The organism is Plasticicumulans lactativorans (genome assembly GCF_004341245.1).
In the GTDB taxonomy this organism is placed as follows: domain Bacteria; phylum Pseudomonadota; class Gammaproteobacteria; order Competibacterales; family Competibacteraceae; genus Plasticicumulans_A; species Plasticicumulans_A lactativorans.
Map to the genome: position 1 here is coordinate 1 of NZ_SLWY01000004.1, position 16,149 is coordinate 16,149.

Genomic DNA, 16,149 nt, shown 5'->3' on the forward strand with positions numbered 1-16,149 from the left:
TCCTTCTGGTCGAAGGGCTGGCCGCTGGCCGAGCCGTCGGCGTTGACGACGAACTTGTAGAAGTACACCGCGGAGAGCCCGCCGCCGAGGTCCTCTTTGCCTTCGACGCCGATGTAGCTGTCGTCGGCGCGCACGTCCCAGGCGTGGTTGCCGTTGCCGCCAGGGAAGCCGTCGCTGTTGACCACGGCCATGCCGGCACGTCCGAACAGCGTGGTCTCGGCCTGGGCGGCGCCGGCAGCGGCGAGCGCCGCGGCGACGGCGGTCGCAAGGAGCAGGTGCTTGGAGCGGTTCATGGGTTTCGACTCCCTTTTAGTGATCTTGGGGCCCACGCGGGCACGTTCTGGGGTATTCGCCGCGCCCGGCCGCGACGTGGAATTCGTGTCCGCAGCCTTCGTGGCCGCTCCGGGCGAAGCCCAAAGGCTCCGGTGTAGCAAAATAACCGGTCGACGATAATCGGCGATGAATCTTACGCTACAGCCGAACATCGATTGTTTCTGCTCAGTTAACGGAGTTAACTGAATTTGCTCGTGACTGGCGCCGAATGAGGGCCTGGTCGTACGCAGATTCACGTGGTCGCTTCATCTGGGCAAATTGTAGCAATACTACACATCTGTTGCAATACTACATCGCCACGCGCCACCACACCGCGTCCGCGCCACAACGGTGTGGTGGCGCCGCCACCAGGGCGACCGTCAATGGCAGCGCTGCTGCGTCGCCGGGTCGAAGAGCACCGCCTTGCTCATGTCGAAGGCGAGCGGCATCGGCGAGCCGACCGGCGCCTGGGCGTGCGGCTCGATGCGCGCGGCGACCTCCTGGTCGTTCATGCGGATCAGGATCAGCGTGTCCGGCCCGGTCGGCTCGGCCACCTCGACCGTGCACGGCAGCTCGGTCACCAGCGGACGCTCCAGGCGGTGCGGCGTGACGTGGGTGATCTGCTCCGGGCGCAGGCCGAGCACGACCTCGCGGTCGACCCACGCCGACAGCCCGTTGCCACGCTCGGGCAGCGGCAGCACGACGTCGCGGCCGGCGCCGTTGCGCACGCTGACGCCGTAGTGGCTGCCGGCGCGCACCACGCGGGTGCGGATGAAGTTCATCGCCGGCGAGCCCATGAAACCGGCGACGAACATGTTCACCGGCTCGTCGTAGATCTGCTGCGGCGTGGCGAACTGCTGCAGCACGCCGTCCTTCATCACCGCGATGCGGTTGGCGAGCGTCATCGCCTCGATCTGGTCGTGGGTGACGTAGACGATGGTGGTGCCGAGGCGCTGGTGCAGCTTCTTGATCTCGGTGCGCATCTCCACGCGCAGCTTGGCATCGAGGTTGGAGAGCGGCTCGTCGAACAGGTAGATCTGCGGCTGGCGGGCGAGCGCCCGGCCCATCGCGACGCGCTGGCGCTGGCCACCGGAGAGCGCCGCCGGCTTGCGCTCGAGCAGGTGGTCGATCTGCAGCAGCTTGGCGACGCGGGCGACCTCCTGCGCACGCCTGGCCTTGTCGACGCCGCGCATCTCCAGGCCGAAGGCGATGTTCTCGGCCACGTTCATGCTCGGGTACAGCGCGTAGCTCTGGAACACCATCGCGATGTCGCGATCCTTCGGGCCGACGTGGGTGACGTCGCGCCCGCCGATGTGGATCGAGCCGTCGCTGATCTCGTCGAGCCCGGCGATCGCGTTCATCAGCGTCGACTTGCCGCAGCCGGACGGGCCGACCAGGATCAGGAACTCGCCGGATTCGATCGACAGGTCGATCTCCTTGAGCACGTGGACGGAACCGTAGCGCTTGTTGACCTTGCGGATTTCGAGAGCGGACATGGATGCAAACCTCTCAGAGACGGGACGGTACGGCGCCGTGCGCGGGGCCCCGGGCCCGGCACGCGCGGCGCGACGCAAAGGGACGGACCGGGCGCGCGCTCAGCCCTTGACCGCGCCGGCGGTCAGGCCGCGGACGAAGTACTTGCCGGCGAGCACGTACACCACCAGCGTCGGCAGCGCGGCGATCAGCGCGGCGGCCATGTCGACGTTGTATTCCTTGACCCCGGTCGAGGTGTTGACGAGGTTGTTCAGGCCCACCGTCACCGGCTTGGTCTCGTTGCCGGAGTAGGCGACGCCGAACAGGAAGTCGTTCCACACCTGGGTGAACTGCCAGATCACGCAGACGACGATGATCGGCGCCGAGATCGGCAGCAGGATGCGCACGAAGATCGTGAAGAAGCCGGCGCCGTCGAGCTGCGCGGCGCGGATCAGCTCGTCCGGGATGCCGGCGTAGAAGTTGCGGAAGAACAGCGTCGTGAACGCGAGCCCGTAGATCACGTGCACCAGCACGAGCCCCGGGATGGTGTTGGCGAGCCCGAGCCAGCCGAGCGTCTGCGCCATCGGCAGCAGCACCACCTGGAAGGGGATGAAGCAGCCGAGCAGCAGCAGCCCGAACAGCAGGTCGGAGCCCTTGAAGCGCCACTTGGTCAGCGCGTAGCCGTTCACCGCGCCGATCGCGGTCGAGATCAGCACCGCCGGGATCGCCATCGCGAAGGAGTTGACGAAGAAGCGCTCCAGGCCGCGGCAGTCGGCGCCGGTACAGGCGCTCGACCAGGCCTTGATCCAGGGCTCGAAGGTCAGCGCGTGCGGTAGGCTCAGCAGCGTGCCGCTGCGGATCTCCTCCAGCGGCTTCACCGAGGTCAGCAGCATCACCACCAGCGGCAGCAGGTAGAAGCCGGCCCAGGCGATCAGCACCAGGTGGATCAGCGTGCGGGCATGGCCGCGCGGCGCGTGGCTCAGGGATTCGAGGCTCATCAGCGCTTCCCCCGCAGTTCGGAGTACAGGTAAGGGACGATGATCGCGAGCACGGCGCCGAGCATCAGCATCGCCGACGCCGAGCCCAGGCCCATCTGCCCGCGGGTGAAGGTGTGCGCGTACATGAAGGTGGCGGGCAGGTCGGAGCTGTAGCCGGGGCCGCCGCCGGTGAGCGCCATCACCAGGTCGAAGCTCTTGATCGCGATGTGCGAGAGGATCATCACCGCACTGAACACCACCGGGCGCAGGCAGGGCAGCACGATGCGCCAGTAGATGCGCGGCAGGCTGGCACCGTCGAGCTGTGCGGCCTTGACGATGCTCGGGTCGACGCCGCGCAGGCCGGCGAGGAACAGCGCCATCACGAAGCCCGAGCTCTGCCACACCGCGGCGATCACCAGCGTGTAGACGGCGCGGTCGGGGTCGGTGATCCAGTCGAAGCGGAAGCTGCTCCAGCCGAGCTCCTGGCCGAGCTTCTGCAGGCCGAGGCCGGGGTCGAGGATCCACTTCCAGGCGGTACCGGTGACGATGAACGACAGCGCCATCGGATACAGGTAGATCGCGCGCAGCGCGCCTTCGCTGCGGATCTTCTGGTCGAGCAGCACCGCCAGCAGCACGCCGACGAGCAGGCAGACGCCGATGAACAGGCCGCCGAACAGCACCAGGTTCTTCGCCGCGACCAGCCAGCGCTCGTTCTCGAACAGGCGCACGTACTGGTCGAAGCCGACGAAGGTGTAGCTCGGCAGCATCTTCGAGTTGGTCATCGACAGGAGCGCGGTCCAGCCGATGTAGCCGTAGATGAACACCAGCGCGCACAGCGCGGTGGGGGCGAGCACCAGCTTCGGTAGCCAGCGCTGCAGGGTGTCGCGAAAGCCGGTGTCGCGCGCACTCGCGCGCACCGCGTCGATGGCGGTCGCCATGGCGGTTCTCCTCCCGGGGGTGTTGAGGGGACGGGCGGGGGCTGCCCCGCTGCCACCCCTCTCCCGCGCCGGGAGAGGGGCGGCGCGCCTGCCTTACTTCGCGGCCTTGACGGCCTTGGCGAGGCGTTCGGCCGCCTGTTCGGCGCTCATCGCGTCATCGTTGAAGAAGTTGGTGACGACGTCGAAGAAGGCGCCCTGCACGTCGGTCTTCACCGCCATGCCGTGGGCCATGCTCGGCACCAGCGTGCCGGCCTTGGCGTCGGCGTCGAAGTCCGCCCTGGAGCGCTTGGCGCAGTCGTCGAACTTGTCCATCGAGACGTCGCCGCGCGCCGGGATGGAGCCCTTGTTGAGGTTGAAGGTCTCCTGGAAGGTCGGCTCCATGATCAGCCGCGCCAGCGCGAGCTGCGCGGTGTTGTCGCCCTTGAGCTTGAACATCGCGATCGAGTCGATGTTGTAGCTGAACGCCTGCTCGGTGCCCGGCGCCGGGGCGCACAGATAGTCCTTGCCGGCAACCTTGCCGGCGGCGCTGAACTCGCCCTTGGCCCAGTCGCCCATGAACTGCATCGCCGCCTTGCCGTTGATGACCAGCGCGGTGGCGTCGTTCCACAGGCGGTTGGCGCGGTTGGGGTCCATGTAGCCCTTCAGGCGCTTGAAGGTGGTGAGCACCTTGACCATGGTCGGGCCCTTGAGGGTGGCCTCGTCGGCCTCGACCAGCGCCTTGCGGTAGAACTCCACGCCGCCGAGGCCGAGCGCGATGTCCTCGAACACCGTCGCGTCCTGCCAGGCCTGGCCACCGTGGGCGAGCGGGATGACGCCGGCGGCCTTGAGCTTGTCGGCGGCGGCGAAGAAGGCGTCCCAGGTCTGCGGCAGCTCGACGCCGGCCTGCTTCAGCACCTCGGGGTTGGCGTACAGCCAGTTCACCCGGTGCACGTTGACCGGGGCGGCGACGTAGTGGCCGTCGACCTTCATGATGTCGGCGACGGTCTTCGGCAGCAGCTTGTCCCAGCCGGCCTTGTCGGCGACCACGTCGATGTTGGCGAGGAAGCCGAGCTCGCCCCACTCCTGCAGCGCCGGGCCCTTGATCTGCGCGGCGGCGGGCGGGTTGCCGGACACCGCGCGCGACTTCAGCACCGTCAGCGCGGCCTCGCCGCCGCCGCCGGCGACCGCGAAGTCCTTCCAGGTGTGGCCCTCCTGTTCGACCAGCGCGCGCAGCGTGCCGGCGGCCTTGGCCTCGCCGCCCGCGGTCCACCAGTGCAGTACTTCGACCTCGCCGGCATGGGCGGAGCCCAGGGCAACGGACAGGCCGACGGCCAGCGTCAGACGCTTCGGGAACTTCATGGGTGTTCTCCTCTGGGGATGCGTGCTTATGTCGTCCCGGCGCTGCGTGCGGCGCCGGGCGTGGACGCAATCTAACAAGGGGCCGGAGAACACTCCGTAACGCTGCGCTACCGCATCTTGCGGGAATGTTTCGAAGTCTTGCAGGCGGCGCTCAGGCCGCCTCGAGCTGCGCGATGGCATCGAGCAGCGCCGCCTCCATCACCGCGAGCGGTGCCTCGCAGCCGGTGTAGAGCTCGATCTGCCGGCAGGACTGGTGCAGGAACATGCGCGTGCCCGGCACCGTGCGACAGCCGAGCGCCTCGGCATCGCGGATCAGCCGCGTGCGCGCCGGGATGAAGGCGACGTCCATCACCACCAGGTGCGGCGCCAGCCGCCCGGCCAGCGGGTTGAGGTCGGGGGCGCGGAAGCCCACCGAGGTCGCGTTGACGACGATGGCGAAGTCCTCGGCGCGGAACGCCTCCAGCGGCCCGCCGAAGGCGGCCCCCATCTCGTCGGCGAGCGCCTGCCCGCGCGCCGCCGAGCGGTTGAACACGGTGACCGCGGCGCCGGCCTCGCGCGCGCCGTAGACCACCGCCCGCGCCGCGCCGCCGGCGCCCAGCACCGCGAGACGGCGCCCGCGGCAGTCGCAGACCTCCTGCAGCGCACGCAGCGCACCGACGTAGTCCGAGTTGTAGCCGGTCAGGTGGCCGTCGCGGTTGTCGATGGTGTTGACCGCGCCGATCGCGCGCGCCGCCGGGTCGATCGCGTCGAGGTGGGGCATCACCGCCGACTTGTAAGGCATCGACACGTTCGAGCCGCGGATGCCCAGCGTGCGGATCGCCGCGACCGCGGCCGCGGGGTCCTCGACGCCGAAGCAGACGAAGGTGTAGTCGAGCCCGAGCGCGCGGTAGCTCGCGTTGTGGATGCGCACCCCGAGCGCGAACGGCTCGCCGGTGAGGGAACCGCACAGGGTCGGTATGGATCGCGGCATGTCGGTCACTCCGGTAGCGGTGCGGCGGCTCAGTGCTTGAGGATCTGGCCGAGGAAGGCGCGGGTGCGCTCCGAGCGCGGGTTGGCGAAGAACGCCTCGGGGGCGTCCTGCTCGATGATTTCGCCCTTGTCCATGAAGATCACGCGGTCGGCGACCTGGCGGGCGAAGCCCATCTCGTGGGTCACGCAGAGCATGGTCATGCCGTCCTCGGCGAGCGCGATCATGGTGTCGAGCACCTCCTTGACCATCTCCGGGTCGAGCGCCGAGGTCGGCTCGTCGAACAGCATGACCTTGGGGTTCATGCACAGCGCGCGGGCGATGGCGACGCGCTGCTGCTGGCCGCCGGAGAGCTGCCCCGGGTACTTGTTGGCCTGGTCGGGGATGCGCACGCGGGCGAGGTACTTCATCGCGATCTCCCGCGCCTCGGCCGCCGCCATGCCGCGCACCTTCATCGGCGCCAGCGTGCAGTTCTGCAGCACCGTCAGGTGCGGGAACAGGTTGAAGCTCTGGAACACCATGCCGACCTCGCGGCGCACGGTGTCGAGGCTCTTGTGGCCGTGGCCGACCTCGACGCCGTCGACCACGATGCGGCCCTTCTGGTGGTGTTCGAGCTGGTTGATGCAGCGGATCATCGTCGACTTGCCCGAGCCCGAAGGCCCGCAGATGACGATGCGCTCGCCGCTGCGCACCGCCAGGTTGACGTCGCGCAGCACGTGGAAGTCGCCGTAGTACTTGTCGACGTGATCGAGGGTGATGATGACTTCGTCGGCGAGCGGACGGGCGGCGACGGCGTTCGATGCGGTGTTCATGTGGTCATGCTCCGGTGGATGCGGGTCGATCGGGGCGCGCGGCACGCGCGCCCGGCGCGGGCACGGCGGCGGCTCAGAACACCGGCAGCTCGCCCAGCGGCTTGCCCAGCCACTTCTGGTGGATGGCGTCGAGTTCGCCGTTGTTCTTGATGAAGTAGATGAAGGTGTTGACCCACTGCAGCAGGTCGGCATCGCCGCGGCGCATCGCGATGCCGTTGGGCTGGCGGCGCAGCACGAACTTGGCCTCGTACTCGGCGGCCGGGTTCATCTCCTGGATCTGCCGGGCGATCAGCGTGGTGACGCCGATCGCGTCGATCTGCCCCGACAGCAGCGCCTGCATGGTGGTGGCGTCGTCGTCGAAGCGCATGATCTGCGTGCCCTGCGGCGCCATCGCGGTGACCGCGGTGTCCTGCGTGCTGGCGCGCGCCACGCCGACCTTGACGCCCTTGAGGTCCTTGGCCGCGCCGATCGCCTTGGCCTTGGGCGCCAGCAGCACGACGTCGAAGCTGCTGTAGGGGATCGCGAACTGCACCTGCTTGGCGCGCTCGGGCGTGATGCCGAAGGTCGCGATCAGCACGTCGACCTTGTTGGTGAGCAGGAAGGGGATGCGGTTCGGCCCGGTGACCGGCACCAGTTCGAGCTCGACGCCGAGGTACTTCGCCATCAGCCGGGCGACGTCGACGTCGTAGCCCTCGGGCTCGTTGTTGGCGTTGGTCATGCCGAACGGCGGCACGTCGACGAGCACGCCGACCTGCAGCTTCTTCTTGCTGACGATGTCGTCGATGCCGGCCGCGGCGGCGGGGCCGGCGAGCGCGCCGGCGATGACGGCACCGAGGCCGAGGGCGAGCAGCGAACGGCGGGCACGGTTGACGAACGTCTTCAGGGACATGGGGTTTCCTCTCTCTTCTCGATGGTGATGGTCGGGGCCGGGTGGTCGTGGGGGGCCCGGGTCCGGCGGCGGCCACGCGCCGGGGCCCCGGATGGGTGAGTCAGCGGGCGACGACGCCGAAGCGGGCTTCCAGGCGCTTGCTCCACAGCGACAGCGGCCAGCAGATGGCGAAGTAGATCGCCGCGACGATGCCGAACACGAGGAAGGGCTTGAACGTCGCGTTGTTGACGATCTGCCCGGCGCGGGTCAGCTCGACGAAGCCGATGATCGAGGCAAGCGAGGTGCTCTTCACCAGCAGCACCAGGAAGCCGACGGTGGGGGCGACCGCGATCTTCGCCGCCTGCGGCAGGATGACGTGGCGCATGCGCGTCCAGTAGCCGAGCCCGAGCGCGGTGCCGGCCTCCCACTGGCCCTTCGGGATCGCCTGGATGCAGCCGCGCCAGATCTCGCCGAGGAAGGCGGCGGCGTTGAGCGTCAGGCCGATCGCGGCGGCGAGCAGCGGGTCGATGCCGGAGCCGAGGATGTTGGCGCCGAAGAACACCAGGAACAGCTGCATCAGCAGCGGCGTGCCCTGGAACACCTGGATGTAGCCGGTCGCCAGGTGGCGCAGCCAGCCCCGCGGCGAGGTGCGGGCCAGCGCCACGCCCAGGCCGGCGAGGCCGCCGCCGACGAAGGCGATCAGCGACAGCAGCAGCGTCCAGCGCACCGCCGTCAGGATGAACAGGAACTCGTTGGTGGTGAATTGACGGATCATGGCGGGGCTCCTTCAGCGCCGGTCCTGGCGGGCGAACACCACCCGCCAGATACCGGCGAACGCGGCCGAGAATGCGAGCGACAGCCCGAGGTACAGCGCCGTCACCACCAGGTAGATCTCGAAGCTGCGGAAGGTCTGCGACTGGATGTTGTTGGCCACCCCGGTGAGGTCCTCGGCGGAGATCGCCGAGACCACGCTGGAGGTCAGCATCAGCAGGATGAACTGGCTGCACAGCGCCGGGTACACGGTGCGCAGCGCCGGGAACACCACGACGTGGCGGAACACCTGCAGCGGCCGCAGCCCGAGCGCGAGGCCGGCCTCGATCTGCCCCTTGTGGATGGTCTCGATGCCGGCGCGGACGATCTCGGTGGCGTAGGCGCCGACGTTGACCACCATCGCGATCAGCGCCGCCTGGTTGGCGCTGAGCTGGATGCCGAGCCGCGGCAGGCCGAAGAAGATGATGAAGATCTGGATCAGGAACGGCGTGTTGCGGATCACCTCCACGTACACGTCGACCAGCCAGCGCACCGGCTTCGGCCCCATGGTCTTGCCGAGCGCACCGAACACCGCGACGACCAGGCCGAGCGCCATCGCCCCGGCCGACAGGCTGATCGTCAGCCAGGCGCCGCGCAGCAGCTCGGGCCACGCCGCGAACACTTCCTGGAACTGGAACACGTAGTTCATCGCGGACCTCCGGCCTCGCGGCGGCGTTGCGGGCGCGCCGCGGCGTCGCGGCACGAAGCGGGCAGCGGCGCCGCCGGGCGGCGCGCGGCACGGGCGGCGGGCGGTCCTGCTGGCGATGCGGTGTGCATGAAGTCTCTCCTCCGGTGTTCTGGGTGATGCCTCTGCCGGCCCCGCGGCGGGGCCGGGGCGGCGCGTGACCGGTCATCCGGCGCCTCCTGCTCGGCGGCTCGCGGGTCGGGTCAACGGTTATGGAACCGGTTCCATTTTTTCACGAGAAAGAGGTTTCATCCCTCTTCCCGCAGCCCCGGTCCCGCCCGCTCCGGTGGCTGCCGCCAGGCCGGTTTCGCGCCTCCCCCGACACTCCGCCGCACGGCGGGGATCGGTTTAGGTTTGTTTTGGAACCGGTTCCAAATATTTCATGCGACGTCGCCCGCGTCAAGCGTCGATTCGCTTGACGCCGCGCGTTGTCCGCACCGTCACCCGGGCGCCGCGGCGGGTCCGTGCGGGTGCCGGCACGATGCGGACCCTGCGTGCGGCCGCGGCGGTGGTGTGTGCGGTTGCCAAAGTCGCCGGCCGCGGCTTAGCTTGTGCACCTTTGCCCATCACCGCGGGGAACCCTGCAGATGACCTCCACACCCATTGCCTTCATCGGCGGCGGCAACATGGCGCGCAGCCTCATCGGCGGCCTCATCGCCGATGGCGTCGATGCGCAGTCGCTGTGGGTCGCCGAGCGCGCGCCGCAAAGCCGCGAAGCCCTGCGCGCCCAGTTCGGCGTGCGAACCTTCGAAGCCAGCCCCGAGGCCGTCATCGGTGCCGGCATCGTGGTGCTCGCGGTCAAGCCGCAGGTGCTGCGCGAGGTCGCGCAGGGCATCGCCGAGGCGGTGCAGCACCAGAAGCCGCTGGTGATCTCGATCGCCGCCGGGGTGCGCATGAGCGACATCGACCGCTGGCTCGGCGGCGGCGTGGCGCTGGTGCGCACGATGCCGAACACCCCGGCGCTGGTGCGCAGCGGCGCCACCGCGCTGTACGCGGCGGCGGGCGTGAGCGCCGAGCGCCGGCGCCAGGCCGAGAGCGTGCTGCGCGCGGTGGGCCTGACCGTGTGGGTCGACGACGAGGCCGACATCGACGCCGTGACGGCGCTGTCGGGCAGCGGGCCGGCGTACTTCTTCCTGGTGATGGAGGCGATGGAGGCCGCCGCCGTGCAGCTCGGCCTCAAGCCCGACACGGCGCGCCTGCTGGCGCTGCAGACCGCCTTCGGCGCCGCCAAGATCGCGCTCGAGGCGAGCGAGAGCCCGGCCGAGCTGCGCGAGCGGGTGACCTCGCCGAAGGGCACCACCGAGGCCGCCGTGCAGGTGCTGCGCGAGGCCGGGATCGAGGCGATCTTCAGCCGCGCCCTCGCCGCCGCCGCCGCGCGCTCGCGCGAACTCGGCGACCTGCTGGGCAGCGACCGATGACCGGCGCGCCCTACCTCAACAACGCCGGCATCTTCCTGATCGAGACCGCGTTCGGGCTGTACATCCTGGCGCTGATGCTGCGCTTCCTGCTGCAGTGGGCACGCGCCGACTTCTACAACCCGCTGGTGCAGTTCCTGGTCAAGCTGACCAACCCGCCGCTGCTGCCGCTGCGCCGCTGGATCCCCGGCCTGTTCGGGCTCGACATGGCCGCGGTGGTGCTGATGTTCGCGCTGCAGGCGCTCGAATGGTGCCTGGTGCTCGGACTCGGCGGCCTGCCGATCGGCATCGCCGGGCTGCTCGTGCTCACCGTCGCCGAGCTGGCGGGGCGGCTGGTCAACGTGTTCCTGTGGGGCGTGATCATCCAGGCGCTGATGAGCTGGTTCGTCCGCGACCCCTACAACCCGCTGTACGCGCTGGTGAACCGGCTGACCGCGCCGGTGCTGCGCCCGGCCGGGCGGCTGCTGCCGCCGCTGGGCGGCGTCGACCTGTCGCCGATCCTGGTGCTGGTGGGGCTGCAGCTGGTGCTGATGCTGCTGGTGGCGCCGCTGCGCGACGTCGGCCTCGCGCTGCTGCGCGGCTGAGCCTGCGGTGTGGTACCGCTGGGACGGCGCCGACCTGATCGTGCAGGTGCGCGTGCAGCCGCGCGCGGGCCGCGATGAGCTCGCCGGGGTGCAGGGCGACAGCCTCCGCGTGCGCCTGTCGGCGCCGCCAGTCGATGGTGCGGCCAACCGCCAGCTCTGCGCCTTCCTCGCCGGGCTCTGCGGCGTGCCGCCGTCGGCGGTGAGCCTGCTCGCCGGCGCCCGCGGGCGCGACAAGCGCCTGCGCATCCACGCGCCGCGGCGGCTGCCGCCGGCGGTCGAAGCCGCGCCTGCCGCCGGGCGCACCGCGCCTCCCTGAGCCGCCCTGCCGCCGGCATCCGGCCGTCTACACTTGCCTACGGGGACGCCCAGGCACCCGCCCAGCGGCGCGTCATCACGGCCCGCCGCGCCGTCAGAGATCGCACGACCACACCATGAACCGCCTCCGTCCCTCGCTGCGGCTGCTGCTCGCGATTGCGGTGGTGCTGTGCCTGGCGCTCGCGGCCGTGGCCTGGAACACCTGGCGGATGCTCGACGAGCGCGGCGAGGAACAGGTCGACCGTGCGTTGCGCGAGCGCAGCGCACTGCTCGCCGCGGCGCTCGAACGCAGCCTCGCCGCCCGCAACGGCAGCGAGGCGCTGGCGGTGCTCGAACTGCTGCGCGACGACCGCAGCCTGCGTTTCGCCGCGCTGTTCGACGCCCAGCAGAACCTGCTCGCCTCGCTCGGCGACGCCCCGCCCACCGGCATGGCCGCCACCGGCGGCCCCGCGGGGGGGGCACGCCTTTACGGCGACGGCGAACTGCTGCGGGTCGAGCGCCCGGTGTACGTCGCCGGCCAGGTGGCGGGCGAGCTGAGCCTCGGCTTCGAGCGCCGGCGCCTGTACTTCGCCACCGAACTCGCGCGCCAGAACGCCGGCATCGTGCTGGTCGGGATGCTGCTGGCGGGCTTCGGCTTCATCAGCTTCGGCCTGGGACTGCGGCGCGCGCTGGAGGCGATCGGCCGCGGCCTCGAAGCGCTCGGGCGCGGCGAGTACGAGCACCGCGTGCCGGGGCTGCCGCCGGGCGACGTCGGTGAACTCGGCAATGCCGTCAATCGCCTCGCGGGCGCCCTCGGCGAACGCGACGCCAGCGCCCGCGCGCAGCAGCAGTCGATGCGCCAGGAGACGCGCCGGCTGGCGGCGCTGCTGAACGGCATCCGCGCGGTGGTGTGGGAAGCCGATCCGCGCAAGGGCCGCTTCGTCTACGTCGCCCCGGAAGTCGAGGAACTGCTCGGGCACCCGGTCGCCGTGTGGCTGCAGGGCGACTTCTGCAGCACCTTCGTCCACCCCGAGGACCGCCTCTGGGTGGGCGGCTTCCTCACCCACCCGGGGCATTCGGTGCGCAGCCACACGCTCGACCTGCGCGTGCGCAACCGCGGCGGCGAGTACCGCTGGCTGCGCCTGATCGGCTCGGCCGAGGCGACGCCCGACGGGCCGCGCCTCGCCGGGCTGCTGCTCGACGTCACCGACGAGAAGCGCGGCGAGGAGAGCCTCGCCTACCTCGCCGCGCACGATTCGCTGACCGGGCTGTACAACCGCCACCGCTTCCAGGAGCTCCTGCAGCACCACGTCGACCGGGCGCGCGAGGCGAGCGTCGGCGGCGCCCTGCTGTTCATCGATCTCGACCAGTTCAAGTACATCAACGACAGCTACGGCCACCAGACCGGCGACAAGTACCTGCGCCAGGTCGCCCGGCTGCTGCCGGGGCCGCTGCCGCCGGACGCGGTGCTGGGCCGCCTGGGCGGCGACGAGTTCGGCGTGCTGCTGCCGGTGACCACACCGCCGCTGGCCGAGGCGCTGTGCCGCGCGCTGCTCACCACGCTGAACGAGCAGGAGTTCGTGCACGAGGGCAGGCGCACGCCGTTCTCGGCGAGCATCGGGCTCGCCTTCTTCCCGCAGCACGGCAGCCACATCAGCGAGCTGCTGGCGAACGCCGACACCGCGATGTACGAGGCCAAGGACCAGGGCCGCAACACCTTCTGCGTGTTCGAGGGCGGGCTCGACCAGGCGCGCATGCGCGAGAAGATCCACTGGGAGGACCGCATCCGCAGCGCCCTGCGCGAGGAGCGCCTGAGCCTGGTGTTCCAGCCCATCGTCGACCTGCGCAGCGGCCAGGTGCACCACTACGAGAGCCTGCTGCGCATGCTCGGCGACGGCGGCGAGGAGATCCGCCCCGCGGCCTTCATCGCCATCGCCGAGCGCTTCGGCATGATCCGCGAACTCGACCGCTGGGTGGTCGAGACCGCGATCGCCACCCAGGGCGCGAGCCGGCGCGTCGGCCGGCCGGTGAACCTGACCATCAACCTGTCGGCGCGTCACTTCGGCGGCGCCGACCTGCTCGAACTGATCCGCGACGCCACGCTGCGCCACGGTGCCGATCCGGCGGCGATCGTGTTCGAAGTCACCGAGACCGCCGCGGTGGAGAACTTCACCACCGCGCGCGAGTTCATCCACGCGCTGCGCGCGGCCGGCTACCGTTTCGCGCTCGACGACTTCGGCGCCGGCTTCTCCTCGCTGCACTACCTGAAGAACCTCACGGTGGACTTCGTGAAGATCGACGGCAGCTTCATCCGCAACATCCTCACCGACCCCACCGACCGCATCTTCGTCAAGGCCATCGCGAACCTCGCCGCCGGGCTCGGCATCGAGGCGATCGCCGAATTCGTCGAGGACGAGGCGGTGATCGCGCTGCTGCTCGAACTCGGCATCCCGCTCGGCCAGGGCAACTATTTCGGCCCGCCGGCACCGGCCTTCGCGCTGGCGCAGGCGGCGTTGCCGGTGCCGGGCACGGCATCGGCTTGACGCGCGGTCAGGCCCCGGCATGATGGCGCGCCTCACCCGGCCAGCGGAGACCCCCATGTGCGCTGATGCCCAGCCGGCCTGCGCGCCGTGAACGCGCCACGCCACCGCCCCGCCGCCGCGCGGGCACTCGACCCGCGCCCGCAACGCGCCGTCGGCCTGCCGCTGCCGGTGGCGCCGATCAAGGCCAGCGTCAAGCTGTTCGGCCTGCTGCTGATGATGTTCGCGGTGACGATGCTGCCGCCGGTCCTGGTCGCCGCGATCTACCGCGACGGCGCCGGCATGGCCTTCGTCCAGGCCGGCGCGCTGTCGCTCGGCACCGGGCTCGCCTGCTGGCTGCCGCTGCGCCGCCACCAGATCGACCTGCGCAACCGCGACGGCTTCCTGGTGGTGGTGGCGTTCTGGTTCACGCTGTCGCTGCTGTCGGCGATCCCCTTCATGCTCGCCGACGCGCCGCACATGCCGCTGGTCGACGCGGTGTTCGAAGCGGTCTCGGGGCTCACCACCACCGGCGCCACGGTGCTGTCGGGGCTCGACACGCTGCCGCGGGCGATCGTCTATTACCGCGCCCAGCTCAACTTCCTCGGCGGCATGGGCATCGTGGTGCTCGCGGTGGCGCTGCTGCCGATGCTCGGCGTCGGCGGCATGCAGCTCTACCGCGCCGAGACGCCGGGGCCGATGAAGGACGAGAAGCTCACGCCGCGCATCACCGAGACGGCGAAGAACCTCTGGTTCATCTACGTCGGGCTCAACCTGCTCTGCACGGCCGCGTTCCTGCTGGCGGGCATGGACCTCTTCGACGCCGTCTGCCACAGCTTCGCGACCCTCGCGCTCGGCGGGTTTTCCACCCACGACGCGAGCATCGGCTACTACCAGAGCCCGGCGATCGAACTCGTCGCCGGCTTCTTCTCGCTGGTGGCGGCGGTCAACTTCGCGCTGTTCTTCTTCGCCTGGCGCGCCCGCAGCCTGCGCGCGATCCTCGCCGACGAGGAGTTCCGCTTCGCCATGAAGGTCATGTGGACGCTGATCGGCGTGGCGATCGCCGGGCTCTACCTGAGCGGCACCTTCCCGCCGTGGGAGGCGGTCTACCACGGCTTCTTCCAGACCGCGTCGGTCATCACCGACAACGGCCTGGTGACCGCCGGCTACCCCGACTGGCCGCACTGGGTGGTGCTGGTGCTGCTGCTCGGCAGCTTCTTCGGCGGCTGCGTGGGTTCGACCTGCGGCGGCATCAAGGCGGTGCGCTTCCTGCTGCTGTACCGGCAGAGCCAGCGCGAGGTCAAGCTGCTGATCCGGCCGACGGCGCAGATCCCGGTCAAGCTCGGCAACCGCACCGTGCCCGAGCGGGTGATGCAGGCGGTGCTCGCGTTCTACTTCCTGTACATCTTCGCCTACTGCGCGTGCTCGGTCGGCGTGGCGATGACCGGCGTCGACCTGATCACCGCCTTCGGCTCGGTTGCCGGCTGCATCAACAACATGGGGGTCGGCCTCGGCCAGACCGCGGGCAGCTTCGCCCCGCTCAACGACGACGCCGTCTGGATCCTCACCGCGTCGATGCTGATCGGGCGGCTCGAGGTGTTCCCGCTGCTGCTGCTGTTCCAGCCCTCGTTCTGGCGCTGAGGCCGATCCATGTCGCGCTACCGCCCGCCGCAGGCCCCCGCCTCGCCCTACATCACCCGCGCCGGCTACGAACGGCTGAACGCCGAACTGCAGTACCTGTGGAAGGTGCGCCGCCCCGAGGTGACCCGCGCCGTGGCCGAGGCCGCGGCCCAGGGCGACCGCTCGGAGAACGCCGAATACACCTACGGCAAGAAGCAGTTGCGCGAGATCGACCGGCGCGTGCGCTTCCTCTCCAAGCGCCTCGACGTGCTCACGGTGGTCGAGCGCGCCCCGGCCGACCGCTCGCGCGTGTACTTCGGCGCCTGGGTCGAGCTCGAGGACGCCGACGGCGCGACGCGCACCCTGCGCATCGTCGGCGCCGACGAGTTCGACCCGGAGCAGCACTGGATCAGCGTCGACTCGCCGATGGCCCGGGCGCTGCTGAAGAAGCAGCGCGACGACGAGGTGCGGGTGCAGACGCCGGGCGGCGAGGCCAGCTACTGGATCGTCGGCATCCGCTACGAGGGCTAGCGTCGC

At 70.2% G+C, this 16,149-nt stretch carries 16 protein-coding genes; 6 read left to right on the forward strand and 10 right to left on the reverse strand.

Annotation, left to right across the window (positions count from 1 at the left end; translation table 11 throughout):
- The 10 genes from EV699_RS19820 to EV699_RS03580 form a co-directional block, all read right to left on the reverse strand.
- On the reverse strand, positions 1-293 hold a 293-nt coding region (locus EV699_RS19820), incomplete at its 3' end, for a porin (protein WP_165904016.1).
- 399 nt (positions 294-692) lie between these two features.
- Positions 693-1,808 carry an ABC transporter ATP-binding protein gene (locus tag EV699_RS03540; RefSeq protein WP_132539030.1) on the reverse strand — a complete coding sequence of 372 codons (1,116 nt, stop codon included), beginning with the start codon at positions 1,806-1,808 and terminating at the stop codon, positions 693-695.
- 99 nt (positions 1,809-1,907) lie between these two features.
- A complete protein-coding gene (locus EV699_RS03545) occupies positions 1,908-2,783 on the reverse strand; it encodes a carbohydrate ABC transporter permease (RefSeq protein WP_132539032.1) in 876 nt (291 codons plus the stop codon).
- Positions 2,783-3,700 carry a carbohydrate ABC transporter permease gene (locus EV699_RS03550; RefSeq protein WP_132539034.1) on the reverse strand — a complete coding sequence of 306 codons (918 nt, stop codon included), beginning with the start codon at positions 3,698-3,700 and terminating at the stop codon, positions 2,783-2,785. Before EV699_RS03550 ends, EV699_RS03545 begins: the two co-directional genes overlap by 1 nt.
- Before the next feature lie 93 nt (positions 3,701-3,793).
- On the reverse strand, positions 3,794-5,038 hold the full coding sequence (locus EV699_RS03555; RefSeq protein WP_132539036.1) for an ABC transporter substrate-binding protein: 1,245 nt from the start codon (positions 5,036-5,038) through the stop codon (positions 3,794-3,796).
- A 151-nt stretch (positions 5,039-5,189) separates the two neighbouring features.
- A complete protein-coding gene (locus tag EV699_RS03560) occupies positions 5,190-6,008 on the reverse strand; it encodes a shikimate dehydrogenase family protein (protein WP_132539038.1) in 819 nt (272 codons plus the stop codon).
- Positions 6,009-6,037: 29 nt separating this feature from the next.
- A complete protein-coding gene (locus EV699_RS03565) occupies positions 6,038-6,817 on the reverse strand; it encodes an amino acid ABC transporter ATP-binding protein (RefSeq protein WP_132539040.1) in 780 nt (259 codons plus the stop codon).
- 73 nt (positions 6,818-6,890) lie between these two features.
- Positions 6,891-7,706, reverse strand: a complete 816-nt coding sequence (locus tag EV699_RS03570) for a transporter substrate-binding domain-containing protein (RefSeq protein ID WP_132539042.1) — start codon at positions 7,704-7,706, stop codon at positions 6,891-6,893.
- A gap of 100 nt (positions 7,707-7,806) precedes the next feature.
- Positions 7,807-8,460, reverse strand: a complete 654-nt coding sequence (locus EV699_RS03575; protein WP_132539044.1) for an amino acid ABC transporter permease — start codon at positions 8,458-8,460, stop codon at positions 7,807-7,809.
- 12 nt (positions 8,461-8,472) lie between these two features.
- Positions 8,473-9,144 carry an amino acid ABC transporter permease gene (locus EV699_RS03580; RefSeq protein ID WP_132539046.1) on the reverse strand — a complete coding sequence of 224 codons (672 nt, stop codon included), beginning with the start codon at positions 9,142-9,144 and terminating at the stop codon, positions 8,473-8,475.
- A 623-nt stretch (positions 9,145-9,767) separates the two neighbouring features.
- Between EV699_RS03580 and proC the strand changes: the two genes are divergently transcribed.
- The 6 genes from proC to greB all read left to right on the forward strand — a co-directional run bounded on the left by proC (position 9,768) and on the right by greB (position 16,143).
- Entirely contained in the window at positions 9,768-10,598 is an 831-nt protein-coding gene (gene proC / locus EV699_RS03585) for a pyrroline-5-carboxylate reductase (protein ID WP_132539048.1), read from the forward strand.
- Entirely contained in the window at positions 10,595-11,179 is a 585-nt protein-coding gene (locus tag EV699_RS03590) for a YggT family protein (protein ID WP_132539050.1), read from the forward strand. Before proC ends, EV699_RS03590 begins: the two co-directional genes overlap by 4 nt.
- A gap of 7 nt (positions 11,180-11,186) precedes the next feature.
- Positions 11,187-11,495, forward strand: coding sequence for a DUF167 domain-containing protein (locus tag EV699_RS03595; RefSeq protein ID WP_132539052.1), 309 nt, complete (start codon positions 11,187-11,189; stop codon positions 11,493-11,495).
- A 115-nt stretch (positions 11,496-11,610) separates the two neighbouring features.
- Complete coding sequence (locus EV699_RS03600) at positions 11,611-14,016, forward strand: putative bifunctional diguanylate cyclase/phosphodiesterase (RefSeq protein WP_132539054.1); 2,406 nt, start codon at positions 11,611-11,613, stop codon at positions 14,014-14,016.
- An 87-nt stretch (positions 14,017-14,103) separates the two neighbouring features.
- Complete coding sequence (locus tag EV699_RS03605; RefSeq protein ID WP_341540211.1) at positions 14,104-15,633, forward strand: potassium transporter TrkG; 1,530 nt, start codon at positions 14,104-14,106, stop codon at positions 15,631-15,633.
- A gap of 9 nt (positions 15,634-15,642) precedes the next feature.
- Positions 15,643-16,143, forward strand: coding sequence for a transcription elongation factor GreB (gene greB, locus EV699_RS03610; protein WP_132539056.1), 501 nt, complete (start codon positions 15,643-15,645; stop codon positions 16,141-16,143).
- Positions 16,144-16,149 lie beyond the last annotated feature (6 nt).

Excerpts from the sequence above, each read along its gene's own strand:
- EV699_RS03540 (WP_132539030.1), bottom strand. The coding sequence starts at position 1,808 with ATGTCCGCTCTCGAAATCCGCAAGGTCAACAAGCGCTACGGTTCCGTC.
- EV699_RS03545 (WP_132539032.1), bottom strand. The coding sequence starts at position 2,783 with ATGAGCCTCGAATCCCTGAGCCACGCGCCGCGCGGCCATGCCCGCACG.
- EV699_RS03550 (WP_132539034.1), bottom strand. The coding sequence starts at position 3,700 with ATGGCGACCGCCATCGACGCGGTGCGCGCGAGTGCGCGCGACACCGGC.
- EV699_RS03555 (WP_132539036.1), bottom strand. The coding sequence starts at position 5,038 with ATGAAGTTCCCGAAGCGTCTGACGCTGGCCGTCGGCCTGTCCGTTGCC.
- EV699_RS03560 (WP_132539038.1), bottom strand. The coding sequence starts at position 6,008 with ATGCCGCGATCCATACCGACCCTGTGCGGTTCCCTCACCGGCGAGCCG.
- EV699_RS03565 (WP_132539040.1), bottom strand. The coding sequence starts at position 6,817 with ATGAACACCGCATCGAACGCCGTCGCCGCCCGTCCGCTCGCCGACGAA.
- EV699_RS03570 (WP_132539042.1), bottom strand. The coding sequence starts at position 7,706 with ATGTCCCTGAAGACGTTCGTCAACCGTGCCCGCCGTTCGCTGCTCGCC.
- EV699_RS03575 (WP_132539044.1), bottom strand. The coding sequence starts at position 8,460 with ATGATCCGTCAATTCACCACCAACGAGTTCCTGTTCATCCTGACGGCG.
- EV699_RS03580 (WP_132539046.1), bottom strand. The coding sequence starts at position 9,144 with ATGAACTACGTGTTCCAGTTCCAGGAAGTGTTCGCGGCGTGGCCCGAG.
- proC (WP_132539048.1), top strand. The coding sequence starts at position 9,768 with ATGACCTCCACACCCATTGCCTTCATCGGCGGCGGCAACATGGCGCGC.
- EV699_RS03590 (WP_132539050.1), top strand. The coding sequence starts at position 10,595 with ATGACCGGCGCGCCCTACCTCAACAACGCCGGCATCTTCCTGATCGAG.
- EV699_RS03600 (WP_132539054.1), top strand. The coding sequence starts at position 11,611 with ATGAACCGCCTCCGTCCCTCGCTGCGGCTGCTGCTCGCGATTGCGGTG.
- greB (WP_132539056.1), top strand. The coding sequence starts at position 15,643 with ATGTCGCGCTACCGCCCGCCGCAGGCCCCCGCCTCGCCCTACATCACC.